Here is a 21,221-nt window from a genome sequence, read left to right as displayed (position 1 = left end):
ACCGATCATGAATCGTTTGCTGGACGGAAAGGTCGTTATCGTGACAGGCGCCGCACGAGGCATAGGGCGCGCCGCAGCCTTGGCAGTGGCGAAAGCGGGAGCGTCGGTGGCGCTGACCGATCGAGATGAAGCTGCCGTGCTCGAAGCCGCGAACGAGATAGTTAGTCTTGGGGGAAGTGCGATCGCCATCCCGGGAAATGTGGCGCACGAGGCGGATGTGGCGCGAGTTGTAGGTGCGACCGTCGAGCGGTATGGTCGACTTGACGGCGCTTTTAACAATGCTGGCGTTGAGCAGCGAAATACGCCACTGCATGAGCTTTCGGAAGAGCAGTGGGATTTCGTAATCGACATCAACCTGAAAGGCGTGTTTTTCTGCATGAAACACCAGATCGCGGCCATGTTGCCGAGTGGTGGTGGCTCGATCGTCAACGCTTCGTCGTCTTTGGGACGTGTCGGCATTCCCAACGCGTCCGAGTACTGCGCTTCAAAGGGCGGCGTGCTCGGTCTGACAAAAGGCGCCGCGCTCGATTACGGCATGAACAATATCAGGGTGAACGCAGTCCTGCCGGGCGTGATTCGAACGCCAATGATCGAGTCACTTATCTCGCAGCCGCAGTTCTCAGCATTGCTACCGGCATTGGAAGCCAGGCATCCAATTGGGCGGCTCGGCATGCCGTCTGAAGTGGCAGATGCGGTGGTCTGGCTGCTCTCCGACAGTTCCTCATTTGTTCACGGCGCAGAAATCGCAGTAGATGGCGGTTATCTGGCCATCTAGAAAAGTGTCATCGTGACGCATGCGCGCTTGATGCAATGTATCGAACGATGCTTTGCGTCAAGCTTCGCCAGCGCCTGGCTTCTTTGGGCCTGGGTGTAAGTAGAAATATAAAATCCATAACGCCTAGGCAAACAAGCGAGCGGGAGCCCGTCGAATCCTCTCTGTTCCGATCGAGACGCGGTGATGCGTCACGGCGCACCTATTGAAACGAAATGAGTCGGTCGCTTGAACCGTGGGCGGCGCTCGCTTCTACGCGATCAATCGACGTGGCTGACCGTGGCATGCAAGACGGGTTCAACCTGTTTCCATGAAGAATCGACGTGCATGCCGATTATCGAGTATTCGATAGCGTTAACTCCAAGTGCGGGTTCGAACCTATGCAAGTATAAATGCTGGTTATACAGAAGTTGAAGTGCACATTGCAGTTGCCTCGTTCGAGGGGCGCGGTGCGCAAGTCCGGGATGCCGTGAAGCCGGTCGAGGAGACAGTATGAAAGACCTGAACCTGCTATATGTTTTCGAAGCACTCTGGCGAGATAGATCAGTTACGGCGGCCGCTGAGAATCTGGGTTTGACTCAAGCCGCGGTCAGCAGCGCCTTGAAAAGGATGCGCGACGCGTATGGTGACAAGCTATTCATGCTGGTTGGGCGGCGAATGGAGCCGACTCCACTTGCCGCCAATATTGCGACGGCACTCATCGAGTCGTTAAATCTTGTGCGGGGCACCACTGGCACGCCCCCCCCATTTTCTCCGGCGCGTGCGCGACGGATCTTTACGATTCGGACGCGTGATATCGGTGAGGTGACCTTCCTGCCGACGCTACATCGTGAATTGCAGAGACTGGCGCCAAATACCTCCTTGCACACTGTATTTGAGCCAATTGAAGCAACAGTGGCCGGTCTTTCTAGTGGCCGGATTGATGTTGCCCTAGGATTCCTTCCGGCACTTGAGCAGGATATTCATCGCAAGGTGCTGTTCACACAACGCTACGTGTGCGTGATGCGAAAGGGCCACCCGCTGGACGGTCGAAGTATCGACAAAAAAACTTTCCTCGAGCACGACCACCTGCTAGTCGAAAATAGCGGAAGTGGGCATCGGAGATTGGAGCGCGCACTTATTGACGCTGGCGCTCGCGAGAAGATCAAAATTAGGGTGCCGCAGTATCTCGCGGCACCCCACTGTCTACTGGATTCAGACCTGATCTGGACTGTACCCGAAATGTTGGCGGTGGTACTCAGTCGATACTATCCACTAACGTTCCAGCCTGAGCCGCTGCAAATCGAACCATTCGAAATTGCCCTATATTGGCACGACCGGTACCACAAGGAACCCAGCAACATGTGGTTTCGCAGGCTCATCAACGGACTATTTCTAAACGCAACAAGCGAAACAGTCCTCGACAGACGGCTAAACCAGCACGAGGAGGCGAAATTGGAAGGGGATCATTCCGACTGTTCGTTGATCCTGTAGTGCGAGCACTGAGCCAATGTACATAAACGCCGGTGAGCAGCGTGCTAAAGCGCCTCAAGAGAGGAAGCCGCCCATGCCCGTGGGTGTGCGACCCCTGCTCACGCTGACTCGGAAGGAAACACTGCTAACTTTCACCTGATTGGAGAAAAGGAAGCGGGTGTCAAAATCTCATTGCGCTGGCTAACAAGCAAGGGCCCGATTTTCGACAGCAACGCTCTCCATTCCGGCATGGAAGCTAGGCGAGCGCGCCTCTGCTGGCGATCCTCAAAGGATTCAAATTTCCAGAGTTGAACGATCCGATTCAGTTCACCAACCTCGGATACAAAATACCCGACGAGTTCACCGAATGCTGCAGTTTGAATTTCGAGGCCTTCTACCTCGTAGGTCTTGAGGAATTCGTGCAAAGAGCCAGGCTTAAGTTGGTAAGTGCGCTGTTCGATGATCATCGTGAGGTCCGTTTGAGTTTTGTTCGTTGTTGAGTGCTAGGGTTCGCAATGGTTTTTGTGCCGCCCCTACCAAGCTGTTGTACCGCCATCGATTCTGATGTCGGTCCCGGTAATAAAAGAGCTTTCGTCAGACGCGAGGAATACGGCGGTCGCCGCCACTTCTTCGGGTTGACCCATTCGTCCGAGCATGATTTTCCCGAGCATCGCTTCAGACCATGCGGGATCAGCCAGTAAAGGGCGTGTTTGGTTTGTCTCGATCAGTCCGGGCGAAATAGTGTTTGCCCTGAGCCCGTGACTACGTCCCTCAAGCGCAAGTTGGCGCGTCATCGATACAATCGCACCTTTAGCGGCCGAATGCGCAATACCCGGCAGTACCCGATATGTCGACCAGGCGGAAACTGATGCGGTATTGATGATTGAGCCAGCCTGCTTGATCAGTTCTGGCCATGCTGCCCTTGTCATCTGAAAGACGAGGTGAAGTTCGTGATCGATGGTCTTGTACCAGTCATCGTCACTGATCTCGTCAATCCAACCGAAATAAGCCATCGCGGCATTGTTGAATAGGACGTCGACTTTCCCGAACGTTTCGATCGCGAGTTGAACCAGATTGCGACAATGTTCCTTGCGCGTAAGGTCACAGGGATGCGCTGATACCATCTCACCCCCGATGTCGTGAACGGCATTGACGGTTTGCAGCGCGGCTTCGGCAACCGTGTCGCAGCCAACAATCTTTGCGCCTTCACGCGCGAATGCCAGGGCCGAAGCACGCCCCATACTTCCACCTGTTCCGGTGATGATGCAAACCTTTCCGCTGAGACGGCCACCACGAATCATGTCATCCTCCGTTGTTTATGTTTTGCGGACGCGTTGAGATCAACGTACGTCAACACCGACCCGCAAGCGCGCGGGTAAGGTCAATTGTTTTACGAAGGACAGAAAGACTCCATACGCGCGGATTGATAGATAGGTATCCCTGATATTTATACGCGCCTACAGATACTCCCGTGCGCACGGAGTACTGTGAGTCGGCGCGGTCGTCACGTCCCTACATCACGGATACTTAACGTCGAATAAATGAAATTCAGTGCTATTCGAAATCCGTCTGTCTGACGGGGTGAGCCATGCAGAGCGCATCGAGATGTTCGCGGTGTTTCTCGATCTTGCGAAGTGCCGGGAAGCGATCCATGTCGACGCCAAGACGCCCTACATTGAACAATTGCGGCACGAGGCAACAGTCCGAGAGTGTTGACGTTTCGCCGACGACAAAGGCGTTTCGGTCGACGCGCCGCGGCGTGAGGTCAAATTCGAAGCTGATCCCGTGATGGCGGCGGTCGAATTCCGAGATCAGAGGGGGGGCTACGGAGAGGTTGACGAGATCCGCCGGCAACACGGCGCGCAAAACGCCGCTCGACTGCGCCAGTATTTCGCCGAGTTGCTCGTTCGAGGCATGCTTCGCGGTGACACGTTTGCACCGTTCGAAATGGAGTCAGCCCGGTTCGGTCGTTCGATCTTGCGCGTTGTGCGACGCAAGAACTTGCCCCAACCGCTTTCTGGAGAGCGTTGATTCGCCGCAACAACATCGAGTTTGGTTCGCCTGTCGCTTCGGTTGAGCGATGAAAGCTCATGACCTTGACGAACTCGTCAGACAGGCCATGTTGACAAGCAATTCATGGTGATTGCTCCATTGATGAATCAATCATTTCCATCTTACCGGATTTATCCCGCAGTCGGTTTGTCGGATCATGCACTGCATTGCCACTGAAGAAGAACGGCATGAGGCAGATTTTCATCCCCGTACGCACGGGTTAGCGCGCAGACATACGCGATCCAAAAGTTATTTCGGAGGTTAAATATATGATCTCAGTCTCTCAAGAATTGAAGGTTAATCCTGACCAGTCCGGTCTTGCTCCGCTTTCTAGGAGCGACTTGTGGAAGGGGTTGAAAATGAAAGCAGAGAATGCGTTGCCGTTTGTTCAAGGCATGAGCAAATGCGATGTGGTCGAGAGGACTGAAAACGGCCTGATTCGGGACATCGAATTTCAAGGAAAGCCGGCCCGAGAACGCATCACTTTCTACCCTGAAAAGAAGGTCGTGTTTCTGCGACTTTCTGGCGACGCAGACGGCATTATCGTGAACGAAATATTGGGCACGGATGACGACTTACGTGTCAGGTTCAGTTTTGCATTTCAGCTGACAGAGGCGGAATCCGGAAGTCGAGAAGAGGAAGAGCTTCGCAAGGCGGTGGAGACGGCATATGTTGCGGCCGTCGATGCTACGCTGAATGGCATAAGAAGTGCGAAAGCCAACGGTTCGCTCTAACGGACCGAGGTCCCGCACCGATCAATTTTTTCCGCGAAGCGTGCTAGGGTCCGTCCACATCTGCTGAAGTGCTTTTTCATCCTGCTTTCTGCGCGAGCTACGCAGGATGATCGAAGACAACAAAAAATACCGCTGCTTGATGTTGTATTCACCGCGCTCATAACTGGTATGTCTGCCATCAATTCGACATCCCTACGTACAGTCGGTAGATTCAGAATGCTCGCCTGGTTGTCGATTTCGCCAATGACGGTCATTTCAACAGACAAGAGGAAGATGTATGAAAAAATACGCGTGGACAGCATCATTGATACTGTGTTGTGTTCAAGTAGTTGTAGCCAATGCAGCATACGGACAGGCATCGAAAACGCCCGCTAGCGCTCCAAAGGCCGTAGAAAATACTTTGGGTTCTTCTGTTTACGTGCCACCACGGCACGCCAGGAAGAAAGCGAAAAAGCAGTTGGAAGGAACTGCAGCTTCGGCCGCGCGCGACAGTACGGTCCCTGCGTCGCAGTAACTGCCTGCTGTTGCTCTACAGCGTATGCAGCGGCGATAAGCGAGGTCGGGTTATCCTGTGGCGGCGCCGCTTGGTGTCGTTACAGAATGAGTGGAAGGGCGCCATGTGCGCCCTTTTTGTGTGCGGATTGGTCTCGGCGAGATTTGGGGGCAATCGTCCTCCAAGGCCGCAAAATAGCAACTCAGACCTGGGTAGCCATCCGTAGGGAGGTCATGTTGTGTGAAAGCTATGGTAGCAGTTGAGTTTCTGTGGGGCAGGCGGAAAACGCCCAGTGTCAAACCCGGAAGATACCTACAGCCGTATGCAAAAGACTTGCTTGTTCGGTAAGTGTCGAAGCATCCCGTGCAGTGGCCTCAACGAGACTGGAATTTTGCTGGGTCGCTCCTTCCAGTTGCATGACGCTGGCGTTAATTTGTTCGATTCCGATCTTCTGTTCATTTGTCGCTCCCGCAATCTCTTCCATGAGAGCCGCGACCCGATCGACAGATGCGAAGACTTCGTTCAGCGTCTTCTGTGATTCCGCCACCGCCTGCCCCCCATTCTGCACCTTGGTTAAAGACTCACGCACGAGACGCTCGATATCGTTCGCCGACGAAGCTGTGCGTTGCGATAGCGCCCGAACTTCACTGGCAACGACTGCGAAACCTCTGCCAGACGCGCCGGCGCGTGCGGCCTCAACCGCAGCATTCAGCGCAAGAATATTGGTCTGTGCTGCTATGCCTTGTATTACGTTCACTATCTCTTTGACTTCCGAGGCGTGGGCTTGGATGTCAGCCATTCGGGCGACCACGTCCGCCATAATTTGTTGCCCTTGCGTTCCGTTGCCTTTCGCGACCTCTGCAACGTGAGTGGCCTGCGTGGCGTTCTCGGCGGTCCTCGATATGGCAGATGTCATCTGTTCGAGAGTGGCAGCGGTCTGCTCCAGGGAGGCGGCCTGACTTTCGGTCCGAACTGCTAGTCCGTTGCCACGCTCTGCGAGTCCTGCGCTGGTCTCGGCAACTGCATCTATAGCTCCGCGAACGTCTGCAACAATGCTGACCAGGCTTTTTCGCATGGTATCGACCGCATTCATCACTACGCCGACCTCATCGAATGCGCTGTGCCGGCGAGCGAAGGAGAGATCGCCTGACGCGAGACGGTAGACGAGGTCCCCAACAACGTTCAGTTCTTTGCGGATCCTGGTTCGCGTCATAAAAGCAAAAAGCGTTGCGGCGACCAGACCGGAAACGAGACCAATTGCCACGGTCACTTGGCGAGAAAAGCCGTAAAAATCGACGTAGTGGAGCAACTCGGCCACGCCTAAACCAATGCACAGGGGCATCACGTGCGTAAGCAACAGACGCGGGCCCAAGGAGGTTGGCGACAACAATCCTTTCAGCCATTTCTCGCGGACCAGCCATTTGCCTGTTGGTTTTCTTCGGAGCGCCTCGAATACAGCGATGCTCTCGCGTATCTGTTGCTCCGTTGGCTTCGTGCGTATCGTCGTGTACCCGATGGTCTTTGCGCCAACGACCGATGGAGTGATGACGCTGAATGACCAGAAAGCGCCACCATCCTTGCAACGGTGCTTCAACGTACCTTCCCAGCGCCGCCCCGCACGCAAGCGCTGCAAAATCGACGCAGTGAATGCTGGAGGAGTGTCCTGATGTATCAGGCGCGCATACGGCATTCCGATGAGTTCCATTGGCCCGTATCCGGATGCCCTCGCGAACGACTCATTGACGTAAACAAGCCTGTTTTCTAGGTCGGTTCGGGAAATGAGGTAATCACTCTCTAACAACACGTTTTCGTTCTTAGTGATTGTAGGTGAAAGCATTCTGCGTGGGTATCAAAGGTGGCGGGGGAAGTTTTACGTCACAGTGATCGCCGCTCCGATCTGGAATTCGGTGAAAAGATGAAAAGCCGAGGCTATGCCTCGGCTTCCTAATCACACCACCTTCACCGACTGATCTGAGAAACTGATCGTCAACGTAAGGCTGCCTTCGCTCAGAGTCCAAGATCGCACGTCGAACGTCCTGAGGCCGTTTTTTACGAATGGGTCCTGTTCCGCAAGCCGGCGGGCGTCTTCAAACGTTGGCGCACGTACGATCGTAAGTCCGCCGCCTGTGAGGTGACCTCGGGAGTTCTTGAACGGCCCTGAACCAAACAGCAGTCCGTGTTTCTCCAGGCCGATCATATAGTCGAGATGGTCATTTAGGTGTGGCTCGAGAACCTGCGGATCCTCCACATCGCTACTCAGGATCGCGAAAAGTGGGAGTCCGAGAAGGCCGGCCAACCGTTCCCTGACATTACTCGCCATACTTCACCTCAATCAAAGAAGTCTTGAGGGACTTCGGGTCCCCACTGATGGACAGCTTCAGGGGAGGTGAGGTTGGTCCGATGCGGTTGCGGTCCAGACGTCAGCATGTCGCCGTCACAGAAATGCTCGACCCGGAAACCGTCGGGATCACGCCAATAGTCAAAAACCTGGCTGCCGATAACATGCCGCCCGATGCCAAATTGATGTTTCCAGCCCTTCTTGTCCAACGCATAGTGCCCCGTCTGGACCGAATCAAAGTCCTGAACTTCGAACGACGCATGGTGGATGCCTTTCTTTCCGATTCCGAAGAGCCCGAGGCTGTGGTGGTCGACCGGAGTCTCACCTCGATTCAGGCGACAGAACGCACCGAAGGGCCGATCGTGAATATCATCGTAAATTTCATCGGATACCAGAAGGCCGAGCTTTTCCTGATACCAAGGCAAGCTCTTGGTGATATCCGTCACATTCAGCACGAGGTGGCCGAGTCGAAGGATCTCGGACGGTTCGACGCGGAGACGTTGATAGGCATCGATTCGATTCTTTGTAACGCCGTAGTTAATCGTCATCGGTTCACGAGCCGCCGGGACTGCAGCCGTCGGCGTACCACCGGCAAGTATCTCGATCTCCCAGCCGTCTGGGTCGACCAGCCGGATTGACTTGTGACCGCCGGGTGCGTTGCTGTCGACCACAGGGACGCCTTCTCTTTCGGCCAACGCCTTCAGCGCGTCAACGCTTTCGGCACGAAAACCGATGCCGACGAACGAGGGTTGGCCCTCTTCGGCAACATAGCAAAACGCGGACGATCCGTGTGCTTTCCAGTAGTGGCGGTTGCCTACGGCACCAGCCTCAAGCAGGCCAAAATCGCGGAGAAATTCTGCTGTCTTTTGCAGCGACGATACGCGGTAGTGCACGTACGCAATGTCTTCAATCATTCCACTCTCTCCATTTAAACTGTAACGTACAGTACAATTACTATAGGTGGTGACGCGATTCGGGACAAGCACGCCACGCCTAACGTTTACCCGGGTATGACTGCGGAGCCGGCGCGGGAGGCCGTGATCGTTTTGCTAACATCCCACACTTCTTGCCAACCTTGATTTAGAGAGATCGCTATGTCAGGCACTGAACTAAGCCCCCGAGCCGAGGCGAAGCGCGCCGCCATTCTTGATGCCGCGGTGACGCTATTTCTTGAATCGGGCTTCGATACGGTCACTCTTGATGATGTCGTCGCTCGAGCTGGAGGGTCGAAGGCCACGGTCTACAGTTATTTCGGCGCCAAGGACAGCCTGTTTCACTCATGTGTCGAACATCTGTGCGGGAAGATCCTTCAGTCCGTCTCATCGTTCAAGGTCGACGAACTTCCTGTGGAAGAAGCACTTCATCAGATTGGGGTCTCATTCCTCAACGCCGTCTTAAGCGACGAAGCGCTCGCCTTGCATCGGCTGGTGGTTGCAGAAGGGAAGCGTTTTCCTGAAATCGCAAACCGCTTTTACAGTGCCGGACCTGCTCGAGTATATGGCGATGTCGCGAGAGTTCTCCGGCAACGTGAAGGAGTGTCGAGCAGGGGCGTCGAGGTGAACGAACTCTCAGTTCTTTTCATCGACATGTTGACCGCGGAGTTTCAACTGCAGATGTTGCTTGGGATTCGCGCACGCCCGTCGAGGAAAGAAATCTCAGGTCGTGTCGATCGCGCAGTTCGACTCATGATGACCGGGTCCGGCCTGAGTCGTAGCTAGGACTATCGGGGCGAATTTACGGCGTAAATTCGGCGAATTTAGACAATTTGTTGGTTAAATAGGTTTTGTTTGTTTAACGTCCCCTTCGAAGCGGACCTGCTCGCCATCTCATTCATGCGACTCTCGTAAGAGACGTCATCAACGATTGAAGAGGCAGCCAAAGATCAGCCGCTCTCGACACAAGAGGAGACGACGTGAAGCAGACGAAACTTAGGGGGCTGCGTGAATGCAAACAACACTCGGCATGTGAGCGTGTTGGTCCGCAGATTAGGACGCAGTGGTTTGCAGGAGCGGTGAGTAGATTGCTTGGCGTTGGCTTGCTTGCAGGCGGACTATGCAGCACTACACCAGCTGTGGCTACTGAAGGCGGTGGGACTTCCTATCCTGTCGGCGTCAATACTGTGCTATCCGGGATGATGCCGCCGCCCGGACTATATGGCTACGTATATCTTTCCAACTACGACGCGGCGCATACGCTCGACAACAACGGCAATGACAAGGCCGGGCTGTCGAATTTCGACCTGCACGTTCAGGCAGCTTCCTTGCGTGTTGACTACGTGTACTCAGGGATAAAAATTCTTGGTGCCGATGTCGAAAGTCGCTTTGCTCTACCGTATATCAAGGGGAGCGTTGAATTCAATGTTGCAACGCCGAAGGGCAGTGTGTATAAGGCTGGCCGTGAGTCGGGATTTGGCGACCTGACCCTGTCGCCATTTCTGCTTGGATGGCATGGCACCTACCTGAATCAGATTGCTGGCTTCGACATTTTTGTCCCAACAGGCGACTATAACAAGACGAATCTATTCAATCCTGGACGTAATTATTGGGCCTTTGGTCCGTGGTACGCATTTACTCTGTATTTGGGCGGGAAATGGGAGATAAACGGCAAAGCTATTTACATCTTCAACGGCCGGAACCACGATACGGATTACACATCCGGTCAGGAAGCGAACCTCGACTATGACGTTGCGTACAACGTCACGCCGGCATGGCAGGTGGGTGTGAGCGGATATGCCTACAAGCAGACTACCGACGACAAGCAAGGAGGAAACACTGTACCTGTAGATGGCAATAAAGGACAGGTCGTTGCAGTGGGTCCGTTCTTCAAATTTCAACCCGGCAAGACGTGGGGTGTTGTCGTCAAATGGCAGCATGAAACATTGGTGCGAAACCGTGCTCGCGGCGACCGCATCTGGCTGCAGGCCGCAGTGAAGTTTTAGCGTAATCGAACGGCTCGCGGATGCCGATCATTGTGTTAAGAGAGTAAGTGCTAGCCGTCACTCGTGGCAGTTTCTTTTCGTGTTAGTGGCGGGCGTATGGCTAAGCATTGAACGCGTCGACGTCAACGTGTCCGGACTGTCGATAGAGCGCGCCCTCTTGGTGCAGCGTTCGAATTATCCGGCGACGAATAACATGCACTCCAGTGTGCAGTACGCATTTCTCCGCCTCATCAATCACCGGCCGAAATCAAGTCCGCGAGCAGGCGCGCGCATCCACATTCTCTTGGTTCGGCCGGTGACTTTTTGTGAAACTTGAGCGCGACGCATCCGGCCGGAGTGCTATGGAGTTCGGCCACCATTAGCGCTCCCTCCGAGGCAGTCCGCTCACAGGCATCACGCTGACAAATGAATGCATGAGTCGACTCTTGATTCAAAACACTCGTTGAGTCCGGCGAAATACTCCGCAGAGCGCTACTGCGCGTCAAGATCGGCGCCGTCAACCATGTCCGACTGTCTGTTAGATGCCAAGATTGTTCGCCCAGATCTCGGTAATCACACGTACAACGAGATCTACGCTGTAATGCTGTGGTTCGCTAACCAAGGCACGACATGCCTGTTGTAGGGCGCCGACAAGAAGATTGGCGCGCAACTGTGCTTCCGTGACGGACATTGCCTGTTTGCCAACCAGGAGCTTGCTTAGGGCTCCGGTCGCCAAACGGATACCTACCTCAAGTTCACCAGATAGTTCTGGCTCGCTCGCCAGAGCCTGGAGTCCAACGAGAAAGCGGTCACCCTCCTCGAACCAGTGGTTCACGAAGCGGCGCAGCCATGACTCCAACGTGGCCCTTGTTGGCTGGTCATAGGAGCGCAGCTCTTCGATCAGATCCTCGTTGTGCCGCTCCATGGCCTGAATGAGGGCTCGCATTACCTCCAGCTTGTTCTTGAAGTGCAGATAGAACGTCGCTCTTCCGACCGACGCCGCTTCAACAATGTCGTCGACCGTCGAATTGGCATAACCACGTTCAAGAAAGACGCGCACTGAGGCATCGAGCAAGCGTTCCTGTGTGAATAGCTTTTGCTGTTCCCTCAGCGGCAGTGGTTTTGCACGCGAGCTGTCGTTCTTAGCCACGGATAGTCCTCCAGATAACCAAACTATGAGATTGATGTGGCCGATCAAAATTAATCATGTACATTAAGTTCGCTGAGTATACACTGTGTCTAGTCACTGGCCTAAGTGACTTTTCTGTGTGCGGTCTGACCATTGTAACTGACGCATGGCAGACCTTCCGTGTGAACGACTCCAGGAGAAAAAGTTGTACTTCACTCTATATATCAATCCTCAGACGCCAGGCCCCGAGATGGACGGGGCGATCATGGAAGCTGCTATAGAGAACGCTGTGCGGGCGGACCAGGCGGGCTTTCGAGGTATCGCGCTGACGAACCATCATTTCAGCAACTACAACACCTATGGCAACTCCTTCATGTTCGGTGCCCATCTGGGAAGCCAGATCAAGCAGGCGTGGTTGCTGCTGCAGGTCGCCGTTGCGCCGCTAATCAATCCCCTGGAACTGGCCGAGAACGCAAATTTGCTAGATCAAATCTGGCGAGGGCGTTTCATCATGGGTATTGGCAGCGGTGGGTCGCCACTGGAATTCGAGGGATTCGGCCGCGACCCCGCAATGCGCGGAAGTCTAACGGCGGAAGTAATGGACGTTGCTGCTCGCGCCTGGAAGCGCAAGCCTGGGGATCCGCCACTCGAGTACCGAACGCACCACGATCGCGGAATCCTGAGGGGGCGCATCATGCCCGGGCCTTATCGAAAAGATCAGCCCTTGCTGGCACGGGCAGCACTCGCTGAGGAAGGTTGGGTAGACGCTGGTCGCACAGGGCGTCCGCTCTTCTTCGGCCGCGTAGGAGTGGAGGGCGCGGCGCACGCGATGAACGTTTATGACGACGCACTCGCGAAAGCAGGTTGGAGCAGGGAGCAGGTCGAGTTCTGCAAGGACTGGACGACGATGCAAAAGACGGTGTTGCTCGCGGATGACGACGACACAGCTCGACAGTTGATCGATGAGCCGCTGGCCAATTTGCACCGCCTGTCGCAGGCTGCCTTCTCGGCGTATGGCGATGAGCAGCGCAAAGCGGTCACTGGCGTCAGCGGCGATGATCCTGCTGTTTTCCGAAAGGCGTTTGTCGAAGGCGCGACCATCATCGGTTCGCCACAGACTTTCATCGAAAAATTGAAGCAGTACGAAGGCGCCGGGGTGCGACATGTCGCTCTTCACATGAATTTTGGGTTCATGCGCCCTGAGGTGACACGTCGTACGCTAGATCTGTTCATCGACAAAGTCATGCCCAAGTTTTCGTAAGCGAGGTCTAGCCATGCAAACGAAAGAGGAACTGCGAAACGAAGAAGCGTTTCGCGCAATCATCAACCGGATAATAAACGACGGCGAAGTTGACCTCTGCGAACGTTATATGCACCCGCAAATGGTCATTCGACGATACGGGCTTGCGTCGATTTCAACCCTGCTGATGCCGGACCGTCCAGCGCCGCCAGACGGCGGTGCGATTGAAGGCTTTAAAGCTGGACTAAAGCAGATACGTGCTGCATTTCCCGATTGGACTCATCATATCGAAAGCGTTGTTGCGAAAGACGATCGGGTTTCTGGTACCTGGACCCTCAACTGCACTCATTTGGGAACATTCATGGGGTTACCGCCGACACAGCGTCCCATCACGATGAGTGAAGCGGGTTTTACGCGATTCGCCGATGGCCGGATGATTGAGGGTTGGTTTATCGGAGACGAACTCGCGTTGGCTCAACAGCTAGGAATACATTGGCGCGCGCCAACGGTCAGCCAATAGGGCGCTGAGTTATGGATTGCCCGCCCGCTCCGCAGCGAGATGGAGTTCAGACGGTGATGCCGCGTAACACGGCGCTCCTTGAGCGTTCGGCTTCTGTAAGGCTGATCTGTAGTTCAATCGTCGAGTCAACATCCCCTCAAGGTGCGCTTCGTCCGCAATGGACTTGGCCTCATCTGCGATGACCAGTAGGCGGAATAATTCAGCCGTCCGTCGGTACTAGTGTAAAAAAATTTTTGAATTAAGAAGAGAGGCTAAGTAACTATCATGTCTGGTAAAAGAATTCTCGTCCTCTACGGATCTACCCACTTGGAATCGTTGAACCGGAGACTGGCGTCGCTTGTCGCCGAGCATTTGAGAAAAAACGGTGTGGAGGTAACATTTCCGGACGTGGCCGACTACGAGTTGCCGATGTATAACGCTGATCTCGAGTTGCGCCATGGAATTCCCGACGCCGCGCTTCGCTTGCATGAGGCGTTGCGAGCACACCAAGGCGTATTCATCGCCAGCCCAGAGATCAACGCAAATATATCACCGTTGCTAGCGAATGCGATTGCGTGGGTATCAAGGGTGCAGGAGAACGGTGGTATCCAGGCAGCGTTTGGCGAGCCGGTATATGCACTGGGGAGTGCTTCTCCCGGAGCATTCGGAGGATATCGCGGCTTAATGGCGCTACGGAACGTGCTTGAGTTGGGACTGGGTGCGCACGTCTTGCCGGCAATGGTATCAGTCGGCATGGCAAATCAGGCATTCAATGAGGAAGGGCAACTCGTTCCTCCAATGGCCCGCCAGATGCTCGATCGCTTGGTGTCTCAACTCGATCATGCTGTATCGAATCGGACACAGTTTAACAATGGCATGCCTAGTTAATTTCATCGCTAGTCTCTAGAGAAAGAAGATACCACGCGGGGGCGGGAACCGCTTGCTCGTCAAACTCAGGCAATGCCAATGTCGTAAGCAACCGGTCCGGATAAAAATTTACTTTCCCGCGATTTATCGTCGGAGATCCACCGAGTGAGAGGAAGCTCGGCACGCATCCCTGACTGAAAGGGAACAACTCGGTTGACTGATCCAGTAATCAGTCGATCGGGTACACAAATGTAGATCAAACTTGGTGCGCCAGCGACGTCGCGCAGAATACGAATAATGTAATTAGGATTACTACTAAATGGAGGAGAGAATGAGAGCAATAATTGTCGCGTTTGCGGTGGCATCCGCGGCGACGATAACAACTCAGGTGGCATGGGCAGCCGAAGGGAACATATTCGGCGGACCGGTCGGGGGAACGGACATTCGCAACGCGATATTGCCTGCCAATCCTGGGTTTTACGGAGCGTTAATCGGCGCGCAGACTATCGCCTCTCGTGCCTATGGAGACAACTGGTCGCAAAATTCCCATGTCAACATTGGTCTGCATGTCTCTGGCGCAGCCGCGACGCTGATGTATGTCTACCCTGTAAAACTTTGGGGTGGCACATTGGCGTCAAGCGTGCAAGCTCAGGCGACCTATGGGCACGAGAGCTTCAATGGGAGAAGTCAATATTTCGAGGGATTTGGTGACGTCTATTCTGAACTTATCGCTTACAGCAAATACTTCGGCCCACTGTGGGGAGGCAAGCCTGAGAACGCGCCCCCGGGACTACCTTACGGGCTAACCGTCAAGGCAGCGTACTCGATGATTTTTCCTGTCGGTAAATACAACACAACAGATCTGCAAACGGTTGGACACAACGATTATTTTTATATCCCTAACTTTGCATTCACTTATTTGACGGGTCCAAACGTCCTCGGCGATGGACTGGAGGTCAGCGCCCACCTCTTTCTCGACTTTTCCAGCACAAATAGCCGGGATAGATACTCTTCGGGCACAGTGGCTGATCTTGACTTTGCCGTGAGTGAGCGCGTGGGACGCTGGCAAGCCGGCCTGTCGGGATTTTATGGTCGTCAATGGTCTGATGACACCGTTAACGGTGTGAAAGTGTCGCCAAGCGGTAAGCATTTGGGCACGTTGTCGCTGGGGCCAGTGGTGGCATACGACATCCCGGACTGGAAAGCGAGTATCAAATTGAAAGTGCAGTTGCCCGTCGAGCAGCGGAATGCACTGAATATCACGAGATTTCTTATCTCTTTTTCCAAAGCACTGTGAGACCGGCAGCGCGGGCAGAGCATTCGAACAGATTTTATCCGGATTCTACAGATCAACTTGATAAGGAAATTGGATGATCATCGAGCATCGAACCTATAAGCTTAAGCCGGGAACTCTAAATGAATTTCTTAGCACCTATGAGACTGAAGGGCTTGCAATTCAAGTTGGCGCACTAGGCGAAATGTTAGGGTATTTCGTATCTGAGGTCGGGCATCTGAATTGCGTAATTCACCTTTGGAAGTTCGATTCGTTCGAAGACCGCCAGAGTCGGCGCTCCAAACTATGGTCTGCGCCGGAATGGAAGGTTCTGATGACGAAACTGAGCCCCATGATCCTCGATCAACGCAGCCAGCTTTTGACGCCGGCGCCGTTTTCTCCGATTAGGTGAATTCGGAAAATCGGCGGGCAGTTGAGAAGAAGGGTCGTCCCGCCGTGTGAGCAAAGGAGACAACGCAAGAAAGCTGATCTCGGCAGGATGGTGATGGAGATCAGATTGATGGAAATGACAAAGGCGAAGTATCGGTTCCTCTTGGCCGTCGAAAAGCCGGCGAACCGATTCCCAAAGTTGCCCGCGTGAGCCGACCTATTGGCGCGACAGAGTCGCATGAGAAAGACCACACTGAGCGACGGCTCAAAAGATTGCCTACGGATTGACTGATGGATACTGGCTGCCTATTGCAATACAGACTGGCTGGTTCTGCGTTCAGTAGCCGCCTTTGCCTGTTCCGCTGCGCGCTGCGCGTAGTCACCCCATCCTCCGCCAAGCGCGAGAAAAACAGTCACTTGATCTGTAGCCACGGAACCGGCTGACGCAACAAGCTGCTGCTCACTCAGCGCCAGCGATTTCTGAGCGGAGAGAAGATCCAGGAACGATGTCGCACCGCGTCGATATAGGTTGTTTGCCTGGTCAAATGCGGTTTGGTTGCTGTCGCGCGTGCGTTGAACTAAAGCCAGGTGATCAAGTTCCCTCGCATAGCTGTCCAAGGCGGTTTCCGTCTCTTTCAACGCAGTGAGTACCGTGTTTTCATATGTGCTCATTGCGAGATCGGCATTCGCGCCTGCCTCGCGCAGTTGCGCGCGAGCGATCGCCTGATTGGGAAAGGTCCATTGTAGAAGTGGCCCAATACTCCAGGTGCGAGATGCTGCACGCAGCGTATTCGGGATTGTTGAAGCGGCGCTCCCTATCGACAGTCCAACGGTAATCTGCGGATAGAGGCTCGCCTCCGTGACGCCAATAGTTGCGGTAGCCGAGGCCAGGGCTCGTTCAGCCTGTAAAACATCCGGCCGGCGCCGAAGCAGCGCGAGACCATCTCCCGTGGGGATAGGCCGCTCAAGTGTTGGCGGCTTTGTGCACTGCGATGCTTCCTGCGGAAACTGGTCGGGTTGTCGACCGAGAAGCGTCGCCAGCGCATACAGTGCCGCGGTACGTTGTGCTTCGAGAGGTGGAACAGTCGCCTCGTCGGACTCAAGCTGTGCGCGGGCCCGTGTGACATCAAGCTGACTGGTTCCACCGCCATCCGCGAGTCTCCTGGTGGCGGCGTACGTGTCTCTATCGATCTTAATGGTGCGTTTCGTTGCAACAAGCGCGGCGTTTGCGTTGCAGACGTTAAGATAGGCCCTCAGGGTGTTTGCAACGATTTGGATCTGGGTAGCCGCGAACGTATATTGCTGTTCTTCAACGTCTGCCTGTGATGCCTCGATGGATCGTCGAATGCGCCCGAACAAATCGATTTCATACGATGCGCCTAGCGTGACCGCGACGCTGTTATGAACGTGAAGACCCAGTTCGCCGGGAATCGTGCTACGAGAGCGCTCAAGGCTCGCAGATACCGCCGTCGAAGGCAATTGTTGAGCTGCGACCTGGTCAAGCAGCGATTCGGCGATTGACAATCGCGACGCGGCAGCACGCAAATCTCGGTTTTCGCGTAGCGCAATTGCGACGTAGTGGTTTAACGAGGCATCCTGATAGAGTTCCCACCATCGGTCGGGGGGCGATTCCAATGAAAACGCTGAACTGCGAGATGCATCGAATGTCGCCTGGGCAGCGGGACGTCTATAGTCAGGGCCCATTGGATGAAATAGCGAACACCCACCGGAAAGCATTGCGCAAATCACCACTGCGACTATCTGCGCGCGGACGGTAACTGGACGGATCATGATCGCCCACTCGCCGATGACGCTTTCGACGCTGCGGCACCAGTCGGCCGCTGCCGGTCAGTCCTGTTCAAGATCGCGACACTTGCTGAGCGCCCCGGAATCAGGCCTCTGGTATCCGCATCTGGATCGATTCTGATGCGAACCGGAATACGCTGGGCGAGCCTCACCCAGGCGAAATTGGGAGCGATGCTTGGCAGCAAATTACCCCCAATATTTGTATCAGAATCATTGACTGCGCTAGTAACGCTTGTCACTGTGCCATATAACGTTTTACTCGAACCCATGACGACAATTTCCGCGCGATCCCCTGTGTGGATATGTTCCAACTGTGTTTCCTGGAAGTAGCCCTCTATGCGCAACGAGTCTGTGTCGACAAGAGCAAGCAGTCCTTTGCCGGCTGTAGCATATGCACCCGGCCGCAAATCGACGTATGTCACAATTCCATTGACTGGTGCACGGACGCTCGAGCGATCAAGATCCAGTTTTGCAGATGCGAGCGCCGCCTGGTCTTGATCGACTTCCGCGAGGGCGGTGCGCAGCGCACTGTCTGCCTGCTCAACATTCTGTTTGGAGACGAGGTCCCGCAATTGATGATTCCGGTTTGCTTGCTGACGCGCATAAATGAGAGTCGCCCGTGCACTTTCGAGATTCGCTTGCGCACGCTGAACCGCGATCACAAAACGTTCGGTGTCGACCTGGAACAGTAGGTCGCCTTTCTTAACCTTCTGATCACTGACAACATTGACTGCCGTGACTAATCCGCTGACGTCTGTGGTCACGCCAACAATGTCCGCTCGCACATGACCGTTTCGTGTTCGTGGATCGCGTTCGTAATAGGTCCAGATGTACCAGATTGCACACAGCGCCATAATAATGGCGATGATGGTGATGCTTCCACTGGCGATGCGTCGGATGGAATTCATGTGTGCAGGCTGCTGCTGAAAGTGCTATTTATGGAGCACATTTAAGAGAATAGAGGGAGGATTGTCTTGCCGCCAAACGAGAATAGAATTCCGGCCACGATGATGAAGTAGAGCGATATATCGAATATGTTCCGGTGCGACACGAATCTATACAGTCGCAAAGCTGCCATGAGTCGTTTCACGATTTGTAGTATCACGAACGAAGCCGCTGCAATCAGAACCATCGGTGGAAAGAATACACCGAAGAAATTAAGATCTGAGTTCATGGACGTAACTGTTTCGAAGTGTTGACCGGTCGCTTGATTTCTTCGAGCGCCACGCGCAATTCAACCAGGGAGCGTGCGGTAGCAGCGTCGCAGTTGCTACTTCTGAGCAGAGTGTGCAGCGTTGTGTCTACCAGGCCGATCAACGAATTGGTAACCCATGGACGTAGCGGATCCATCCTGACTTTTAGTGAATTCGCGAGCATGTGCCTGATGGGTTCGAAGACGGAATTGCGATTGAACGACGCTCCCACCCATCGGTTCAGGATATGAACGCTCCTACCGATTTGCAACTCACGCAACATCTGCGCACTGGCCTGGACTGCCGGCGTAGCCGTCATCAACTTTGGCGCCCTGCTCTCGAGAAAGGCGAATCTGTCGAGGGCATCCAGTGAAAAACGCCGGACGTCGTCCGACGATGGTATATCGACGATATTCCGCAATTGGTTTCGATTGCGACGTAACATGCCTCGTACAAGATCGACGAAGGCGGGACGCTGGATCGCCGTCTTGGCAACGACCGCTACACCAATACCGATATAGAGTCCGATGATTGAGTTCAGCAAACCATCGATAGAAATACCCGCTTGTCCATTGCCAATACGAAGTAGTGCCATAGGGAGGATCGCGAACAATACTCCACCTTGCTTCTGCACGACGAGACCGAGCATGAAAAGAGCGGGGAATAGTGCAAGCGCGAGTTCCCAGAAATCGTTGATCAATGGAAACACGACCTGAATGTAAAATCCAACGATCATCATCGCAATGCCGGAGATCTTTGCGGGGCCGATGAGTGCTAATACTGGATCATCAGCCATTCCGGACGTTACGCAGAAGGAAATACCCATCAGCATCGACAAGGCCATCGTCGATGCATTCCATCCGGTGGCATTCCAAAGAACACCCATCAGGCACGCATATAAGCCGATCGAGAATACCCCCCGTACCGCGAAATCCATATCGACCTGACCAACTGTGGCCGGCATCGGGCGTCCTTTGTGACGCAGTCGCTGGACCCTTGCAGAGTCACTTTCCTTCAGCTGGTAGTCATGCTGAATGCGTCGCCATCCTGTATAGATCGCGCGCAGATAGCGCAGATAACACAACCTGAACGCCGCATCGATGTCGTAGGGTGCGGCCCATAGCGGTCCCGCTCGCAGGCGCTGCTGCAATGCGGCGGAATGTGTATCGTCTGGGCAGCCGGTTTCAATCCAGCGGGCAAGGTCCTCTCGTAGTGCGAGATTGTCGGGGAACCTAGCAGATGTCGCGCGATCCAGATCGGCGAGCATCGAGAGTACTGGCAAAATGCGCATTCCTCGTTCGAGGACGGCAACAAGCACGCGATAACGCCAAGCATTTTCGAGACCTTCCTGCGACGTTCCATCTGTCAGCGGCACAAGTTGGATCGCCCGTTGCACAATACCGGAGCGGATTTGCGGATCGTCCGATTTGTCGCGTAACGCACTGACGGTCGCGGCGCGCAAATCCACAAGCCATTGTTCGGCCACAGTCATCACGTTGGACGACTGTCTGCGTGGGAAAAGCAGCGCGTCGACAATCAAGTAGGCACAGACCGCAAGCAGCGCGTCTTGGATACGCCCAACCGCCCGATCGAATGCAAAATCGGGGGTAGTGATGCCGGGCATTGCTACCAGGAGGCAAGTGACGCCGCTTATCATGTAAGCGTAGTAGCGTGGTCTCCGTTCTCTAAACGACCCGAACGAGGTTGCCATCACAAACAGCGTCATCGCGATCAGTTGAGCGGCCTGGGAGGTGGAAAACACTGCCGCACAAATGACACCAACCACCGCCCCCACAAGCGCACCGGTCAACAGATGCCCAGCTTTCAAACGCGTTTGTCCGCCGGAGGGCTGAATCAGCACGTACACGATCGTCATCGACCAATAAGGGTATCCGAAATCCTGCCAGAACGCTGTGCCCAATGCCATGATGGCTGAGATGTACAATCTCAGCGAATAGAATGCCTTTTCTCGCTGTAATGGAACCATAAGTCAACCAGGTCAGGTGGCAAGAATTGACCGAAGCGTGTTATCGAAGGTACGTGCGCATCAGCAATCCCCACTACAA

General features: G+C 54.4%; 21 protein-coding genes. 10 read left to right on the top strand and 11 right to left on the bottom strand.

Annotation, left to right across the window (positions count from 1 at the left end):
* Nucleotides 1-7 precede the first annotated feature (7 nt).
* Together BLT65_RS06925 and BLT65_RS06920 are read left to right on the top strand one after the other, a co-directional pair.
* Nucleotides 8-775, top strand: a complete 768-nt coding sequence (locus BLT65_RS06925; protein WP_091776417.1) for an SDR family NAD(P)-dependent oxidoreductase — start codon at nucleotides 8-10, stop codon at nucleotides 773-775.
* 489 nt (nucleotides 776-1,264) lie between these two features.
* On the top strand, nucleotides 1,265-2,245 hold the full coding sequence (locus BLT65_RS06920; RefSeq protein WP_091776414.1) for a LysR family transcriptional regulator: 981 nt from the start codon (nucleotides 1,265-1,267) through the stop codon (nucleotides 2,243-2,245).
* 131 nt (nucleotides 2,246-2,376) lie between these two features.
* On the opposite strand, the gene BLT65_RS06915 is transcribed toward BLT65_RS06920, so the two are convergent.
* From BLT65_RS06915 to BLT65_RS06905, 3 genes are all read right to left on the bottom strand, one after another.
* Entirely contained in the window at nucleotides 2,377-2,691 is a 315-nt protein-coding gene (locus BLT65_RS06915) for an NIPSNAP family protein (RefSeq protein ID WP_007736076.1), read from the bottom strand.
* A gap of 66 nt (nucleotides 2,692-2,757) precedes the next feature.
* Nucleotides 2,758-3,525 (bottom strand): SDR family NAD(P)-dependent oxidoreductase, encoded by a 768-nt coding sequence (locus BLT65_RS06910; protein WP_091776411.1) that lies wholly within the window; start codon nucleotides 3,523-3,525, stop codon nucleotides 2,758-2,760.
* A gap of 253 nt (nucleotides 3,526-3,778) precedes the next feature.
* On the bottom strand, nucleotides 3,779-4,090 hold the full coding sequence (locus tag BLT65_RS06905) for a glutathione S-transferase family protein (protein WP_091776408.1): 312 nt from the start codon (nucleotides 4,088-4,090) through the stop codon (nucleotides 3,779-3,781).
* 455 nt (nucleotides 4,091-4,545) lie between these two features.
* Here BLT65_RS06905 and BLT65_RS06900 point away from each other — a divergent pair, with 455 nt between their 5' ends.
* Nucleotides 4,546-5,010, top strand: coding sequence for an SRPBCC family protein (locus BLT65_RS06900; RefSeq protein ID WP_007736072.1), 465 nt, complete (start codon nucleotides 4,546-4,548; stop codon nucleotides 5,008-5,010).
* A 788-nt stretch (nucleotides 5,011-5,798) separates the two neighbouring features.
* Here the strand turns inward: BLT65_RS06900 and BLT65_RS06895 are convergent.
* From BLT65_RS06895 to BLT65_RS06885, 3 genes are all read right to left on the bottom strand, one after another.
* Nucleotides 5,799-7,340, bottom strand: a complete 1,542-nt coding sequence (locus BLT65_RS06895; RefSeq protein ID WP_091776405.1) for a methyl-accepting chemotaxis protein — start codon at nucleotides 7,338-7,340, stop codon at nucleotides 5,799-5,801.
* 111 nt (nucleotides 7,341-7,451) lie between these two features.
* On the bottom strand, nucleotides 7,452-7,823 hold the full coding sequence (locus tag BLT65_RS06890; protein WP_091776402.1) for a YciI family protein: 372 nt from the start codon (nucleotides 7,821-7,823) through the stop codon (nucleotides 7,452-7,454).
* Between the two features lie 8 nt (nucleotides 7,824-7,831).
* Nucleotides 7,832-8,755 (bottom strand): VOC family protein, encoded by a 924-nt coding sequence (locus BLT65_RS06885; protein ID WP_091776399.1) that lies wholly within the window; start codon nucleotides 8,753-8,755, stop codon nucleotides 7,832-7,834.
* Nucleotides 8,756-8,935: 180 nt separating this feature from the next.
* Between BLT65_RS06885 and BLT65_RS06880 the strand changes: the two genes are divergently transcribed.
* Nucleotides 8,936-9,559 (top strand): TetR/AcrR family transcriptional regulator, encoded by a 624-nt coding sequence (locus tag BLT65_RS06880; RefSeq protein WP_079487075.1) that lies wholly within the window; start codon nucleotides 8,936-8,938, stop codon nucleotides 9,557-9,559.
* Between the two features lie 194 nt (nucleotides 9,560-9,753).
* Nucleotides 9,754-10,779: a SphA family protein gene (locus BLT65_RS06875; protein WP_091776396.1), complete on the top strand. Its 1,026-nt coding sequence runs from the start codon at nucleotides 9,754-9,756 to the stop codon at nucleotides 10,777-10,779.
* 517 nt (nucleotides 10,780-11,296) lie between these two features.
* On the opposite strand, the gene BLT65_RS06870 is transcribed toward BLT65_RS06875, so the two are convergent.
* Nucleotides 11,297-11,908 (bottom strand): TetR/AcrR family transcriptional regulator, encoded by a 612-nt coding sequence (locus tag BLT65_RS06870; protein ID WP_007736064.1) that lies wholly within the window; start codon nucleotides 11,906-11,908, stop codon nucleotides 11,297-11,299.
* A 184-nt stretch (nucleotides 11,909-12,092) separates the two neighbouring features.
* Between BLT65_RS06870 and BLT65_RS06865 the strand changes: the two genes are divergently transcribed.
* The 5 genes from BLT65_RS06865 to BLT65_RS06845 all read left to right on the top strand — a co-directional run bounded on the left by BLT65_RS06865 (nucleotide 12,093) and on the right by BLT65_RS06845 (nucleotide 16,178).
* Nucleotides 12,093-13,148 carry an LLM class flavin-dependent oxidoreductase gene (locus BLT65_RS06865; protein ID WP_091776393.1) on the top strand — a complete coding sequence of 352 codons (1,056 nt, stop codon included), beginning with the start codon at nucleotides 12,093-12,095 and terminating at the stop codon, nucleotides 13,146-13,148.
* 13 nt (nucleotides 13,149-13,161) lie between these two features.
* Nucleotides 13,162-13,647: an ester cyclase gene (locus tag BLT65_RS06860; protein ID WP_091776390.1), complete on the top strand. Its 486-nt coding sequence runs from the start codon at nucleotides 13,162-13,164 to the stop codon at nucleotides 13,645-13,647.
* A gap of 264 nt (nucleotides 13,648-13,911) precedes the next feature.
* Nucleotides 13,912-14,514 (top strand): NADPH-dependent FMN reductase, encoded by a 603-nt coding sequence (locus tag BLT65_RS06855; protein WP_091776387.1) that lies wholly within the window; start codon nucleotides 13,912-13,914, stop codon nucleotides 14,512-14,514.
* Between the two features lie 310 nt (nucleotides 14,515-14,824).
* The gene (locus tag BLT65_RS06850; RefSeq protein WP_167306463.1) at nucleotides 14,825-15,790 is read left to right on the top strand and encodes a SphA family protein; all 966 of its coding nucleotides are present in this window, start codon (nucleotides 14,825-14,827) and stop codon (nucleotides 15,788-15,790) included.
* A gap of 73 nt (nucleotides 15,791-15,863) precedes the next feature.
* Nucleotides 15,864-16,178 (top strand): NIPSNAP family protein, encoded by a 315-nt coding sequence (locus BLT65_RS06845; RefSeq protein WP_091776382.1) that lies wholly within the window; start codon nucleotides 15,864-15,866, stop codon nucleotides 16,176-16,178.
* 284 nt (nucleotides 16,179-16,462) lie between these two features.
* Here the strand turns inward: BLT65_RS06845 and BLT65_RS06840 are convergent, their stop codons facing one another.
* From BLT65_RS06840 to BLT65_RS06825, 4 genes are read right to left on the bottom strand one after another with little or no spacing between them, the layout of a single operon-like run.
* Nucleotides 16,463-17,947 (bottom strand): efflux transporter outer membrane subunit, encoded by a 1,485-nt coding sequence (locus BLT65_RS06840; RefSeq protein WP_091776378.1) that lies wholly within the window; start codon nucleotides 17,945-17,947, stop codon nucleotides 16,463-16,465.
* Nucleotides 17,944-18,870, bottom strand: a complete 927-nt coding sequence (locus BLT65_RS06835) for an efflux RND transporter periplasmic adaptor subunit (RefSeq protein WP_091776374.1) — start codon at nucleotides 18,868-18,870, stop codon at nucleotides 17,944-17,946. The genes BLT65_RS06840 and BLT65_RS06835 overlap by 4 nt, the downstream gene beginning before the upstream one ends.
* A gap of 41 nt (nucleotides 18,871-18,911) precedes the next feature.
* The gene (locus BLT65_RS48680; RefSeq protein ID WP_091776371.1) at nucleotides 18,912-19,136 is read right to left on the bottom strand and encodes a DUF1656 domain-containing protein; all 225 of its coding nucleotides are present in this window, start codon (nucleotides 19,134-19,136) and stop codon (nucleotides 18,912-18,914) included.
* Nucleotides 19,133-21,142 carry an FUSC family protein gene (locus BLT65_RS06825; protein WP_091776368.1) on the bottom strand — a complete coding sequence of 670 codons (2,010 nt, stop codon included), beginning with the start codon at nucleotides 21,140-21,142 and terminating at the stop codon, nucleotides 19,133-19,135. Before BLT65_RS06825 ends, BLT65_RS48680 begins: the two co-directional genes overlap by 4 nt.
* Nucleotides 21,143-21,221: the final 79 nt, after the last annotated feature.

It is taken from the genome of Paraburkholderia steynii (assembly GCF_900100565.1).
GTDB lineage: Bacteria > Pseudomonadota > Gammaproteobacteria > Burkholderiales > Burkholderiaceae > Paraburkholderia > Paraburkholderia terrae.
This window is presented reverse-complemented; position numbering and strand designations above follow the sequence as displayed.

Coding starts and splice junctions, on each gene's coding strand:
- BLT65_RS06840 (WP_091776378.1), bottom strand. CDS start 17,947: ATGATCCGTCCAGTTACCGTCCGCGCGCAGATAGTCGCAGTGGTGATT.
- BLT65_RS06850 (WP_167306463.1), top strand. CDS start 14,825: ATGAGAGCAATAATTGTCGCGTTTGCGGTGGCATCCGCGGCGACGATA.
- BLT65_RS06915 (WP_007736076.1), bottom strand. CDS start 2,691: ATGATCATCGAACAGCGCACTTACCAACTTAAGCCTGGCTCTTTGCAC.
- BLT65_RS06885 (WP_091776399.1), bottom strand. CDS start 8,755: ATGATTGAAGACATTGCGTACGTGCACTACCGCGTATCGTCGCTGCAA.
- BLT65_RS06895 (WP_091776405.1), bottom strand. CDS start 7,340: ATGCTTTCACCTACAATCACTAAGAACGAAAACGTGTTGTTAGAGAGT.
- BLT65_RS06910 (WP_091776411.1), bottom strand. CDS start 3,525: ATGATTCGTGGTGGCCGTCTCAGCGGAAAGGTTTGCATCATCACCGGA.
- BLT65_RS06900 (WP_007736072.1), top strand. CDS start 4,546: ATGATCTCAGTCTCTCAAGAATTGAAGGTTAATCCTGACCAGTCCGGT.
- BLT65_RS48680 (WP_091776371.1), bottom strand. CDS start 19,136: ATGAACTCAGATCTTAATTTCTTCGGTGTATTCTTTCCACCGATGGTT.
- BLT65_RS06925 (WP_091776417.1), top strand. CDS start 8: ATGAATCGTTTGCTGGACGGAAAGGTCGTTATCGTGACAGGCGCCGCA.
- BLT65_RS06825 (WP_091776368.1), bottom strand. CDS start 21,142: ATGGTTCCATTACAGCGAGAAAAGGCATTCTATTCGCTGAGATTGTAC.
- BLT65_RS06860 (WP_091776390.1), top strand. CDS start 13,162: ATGCAAACGAAAGAGGAACTGCGAAACGAAGAAGCGTTTCGCGCAATC.
- BLT65_RS06855 (WP_091776387.1), top strand. CDS start 13,912: ATGTCTGGTAAAAGAATTCTCGTCCTCTACGGATCTACCCACTTGGAA.
- BLT65_RS06880 (WP_079487075.1), top strand. CDS start 8,936: ATGTCAGGCACTGAACTAAGCCCCCGAGCCGAGGCGAAGCGCGCCGCC.
- BLT65_RS06890 (WP_091776402.1), bottom strand. CDS start 7,823: ATGGCGAGTAATGTCAGGGAACGGTTGGCCGGCCTTCTCGGACTCCCA.
- BLT65_RS06835 (WP_091776374.1), bottom strand. CDS start 18,870: ATGAATTCCATCCGACGCATCGCCAGTGGAAGCATCACCATCATCGCC.
- BLT65_RS06845 (WP_091776382.1), top strand. CDS start 15,864: ATGATCATCGAGCATCGAACCTATAAGCTTAAGCCGGGAACTCTAAAT.
- BLT65_RS06920 (WP_091776414.1), top strand. CDS start 1,265: ATGAAAGACCTGAACCTGCTATATGTTTTCGAAGCACTCTGGCGAGAT.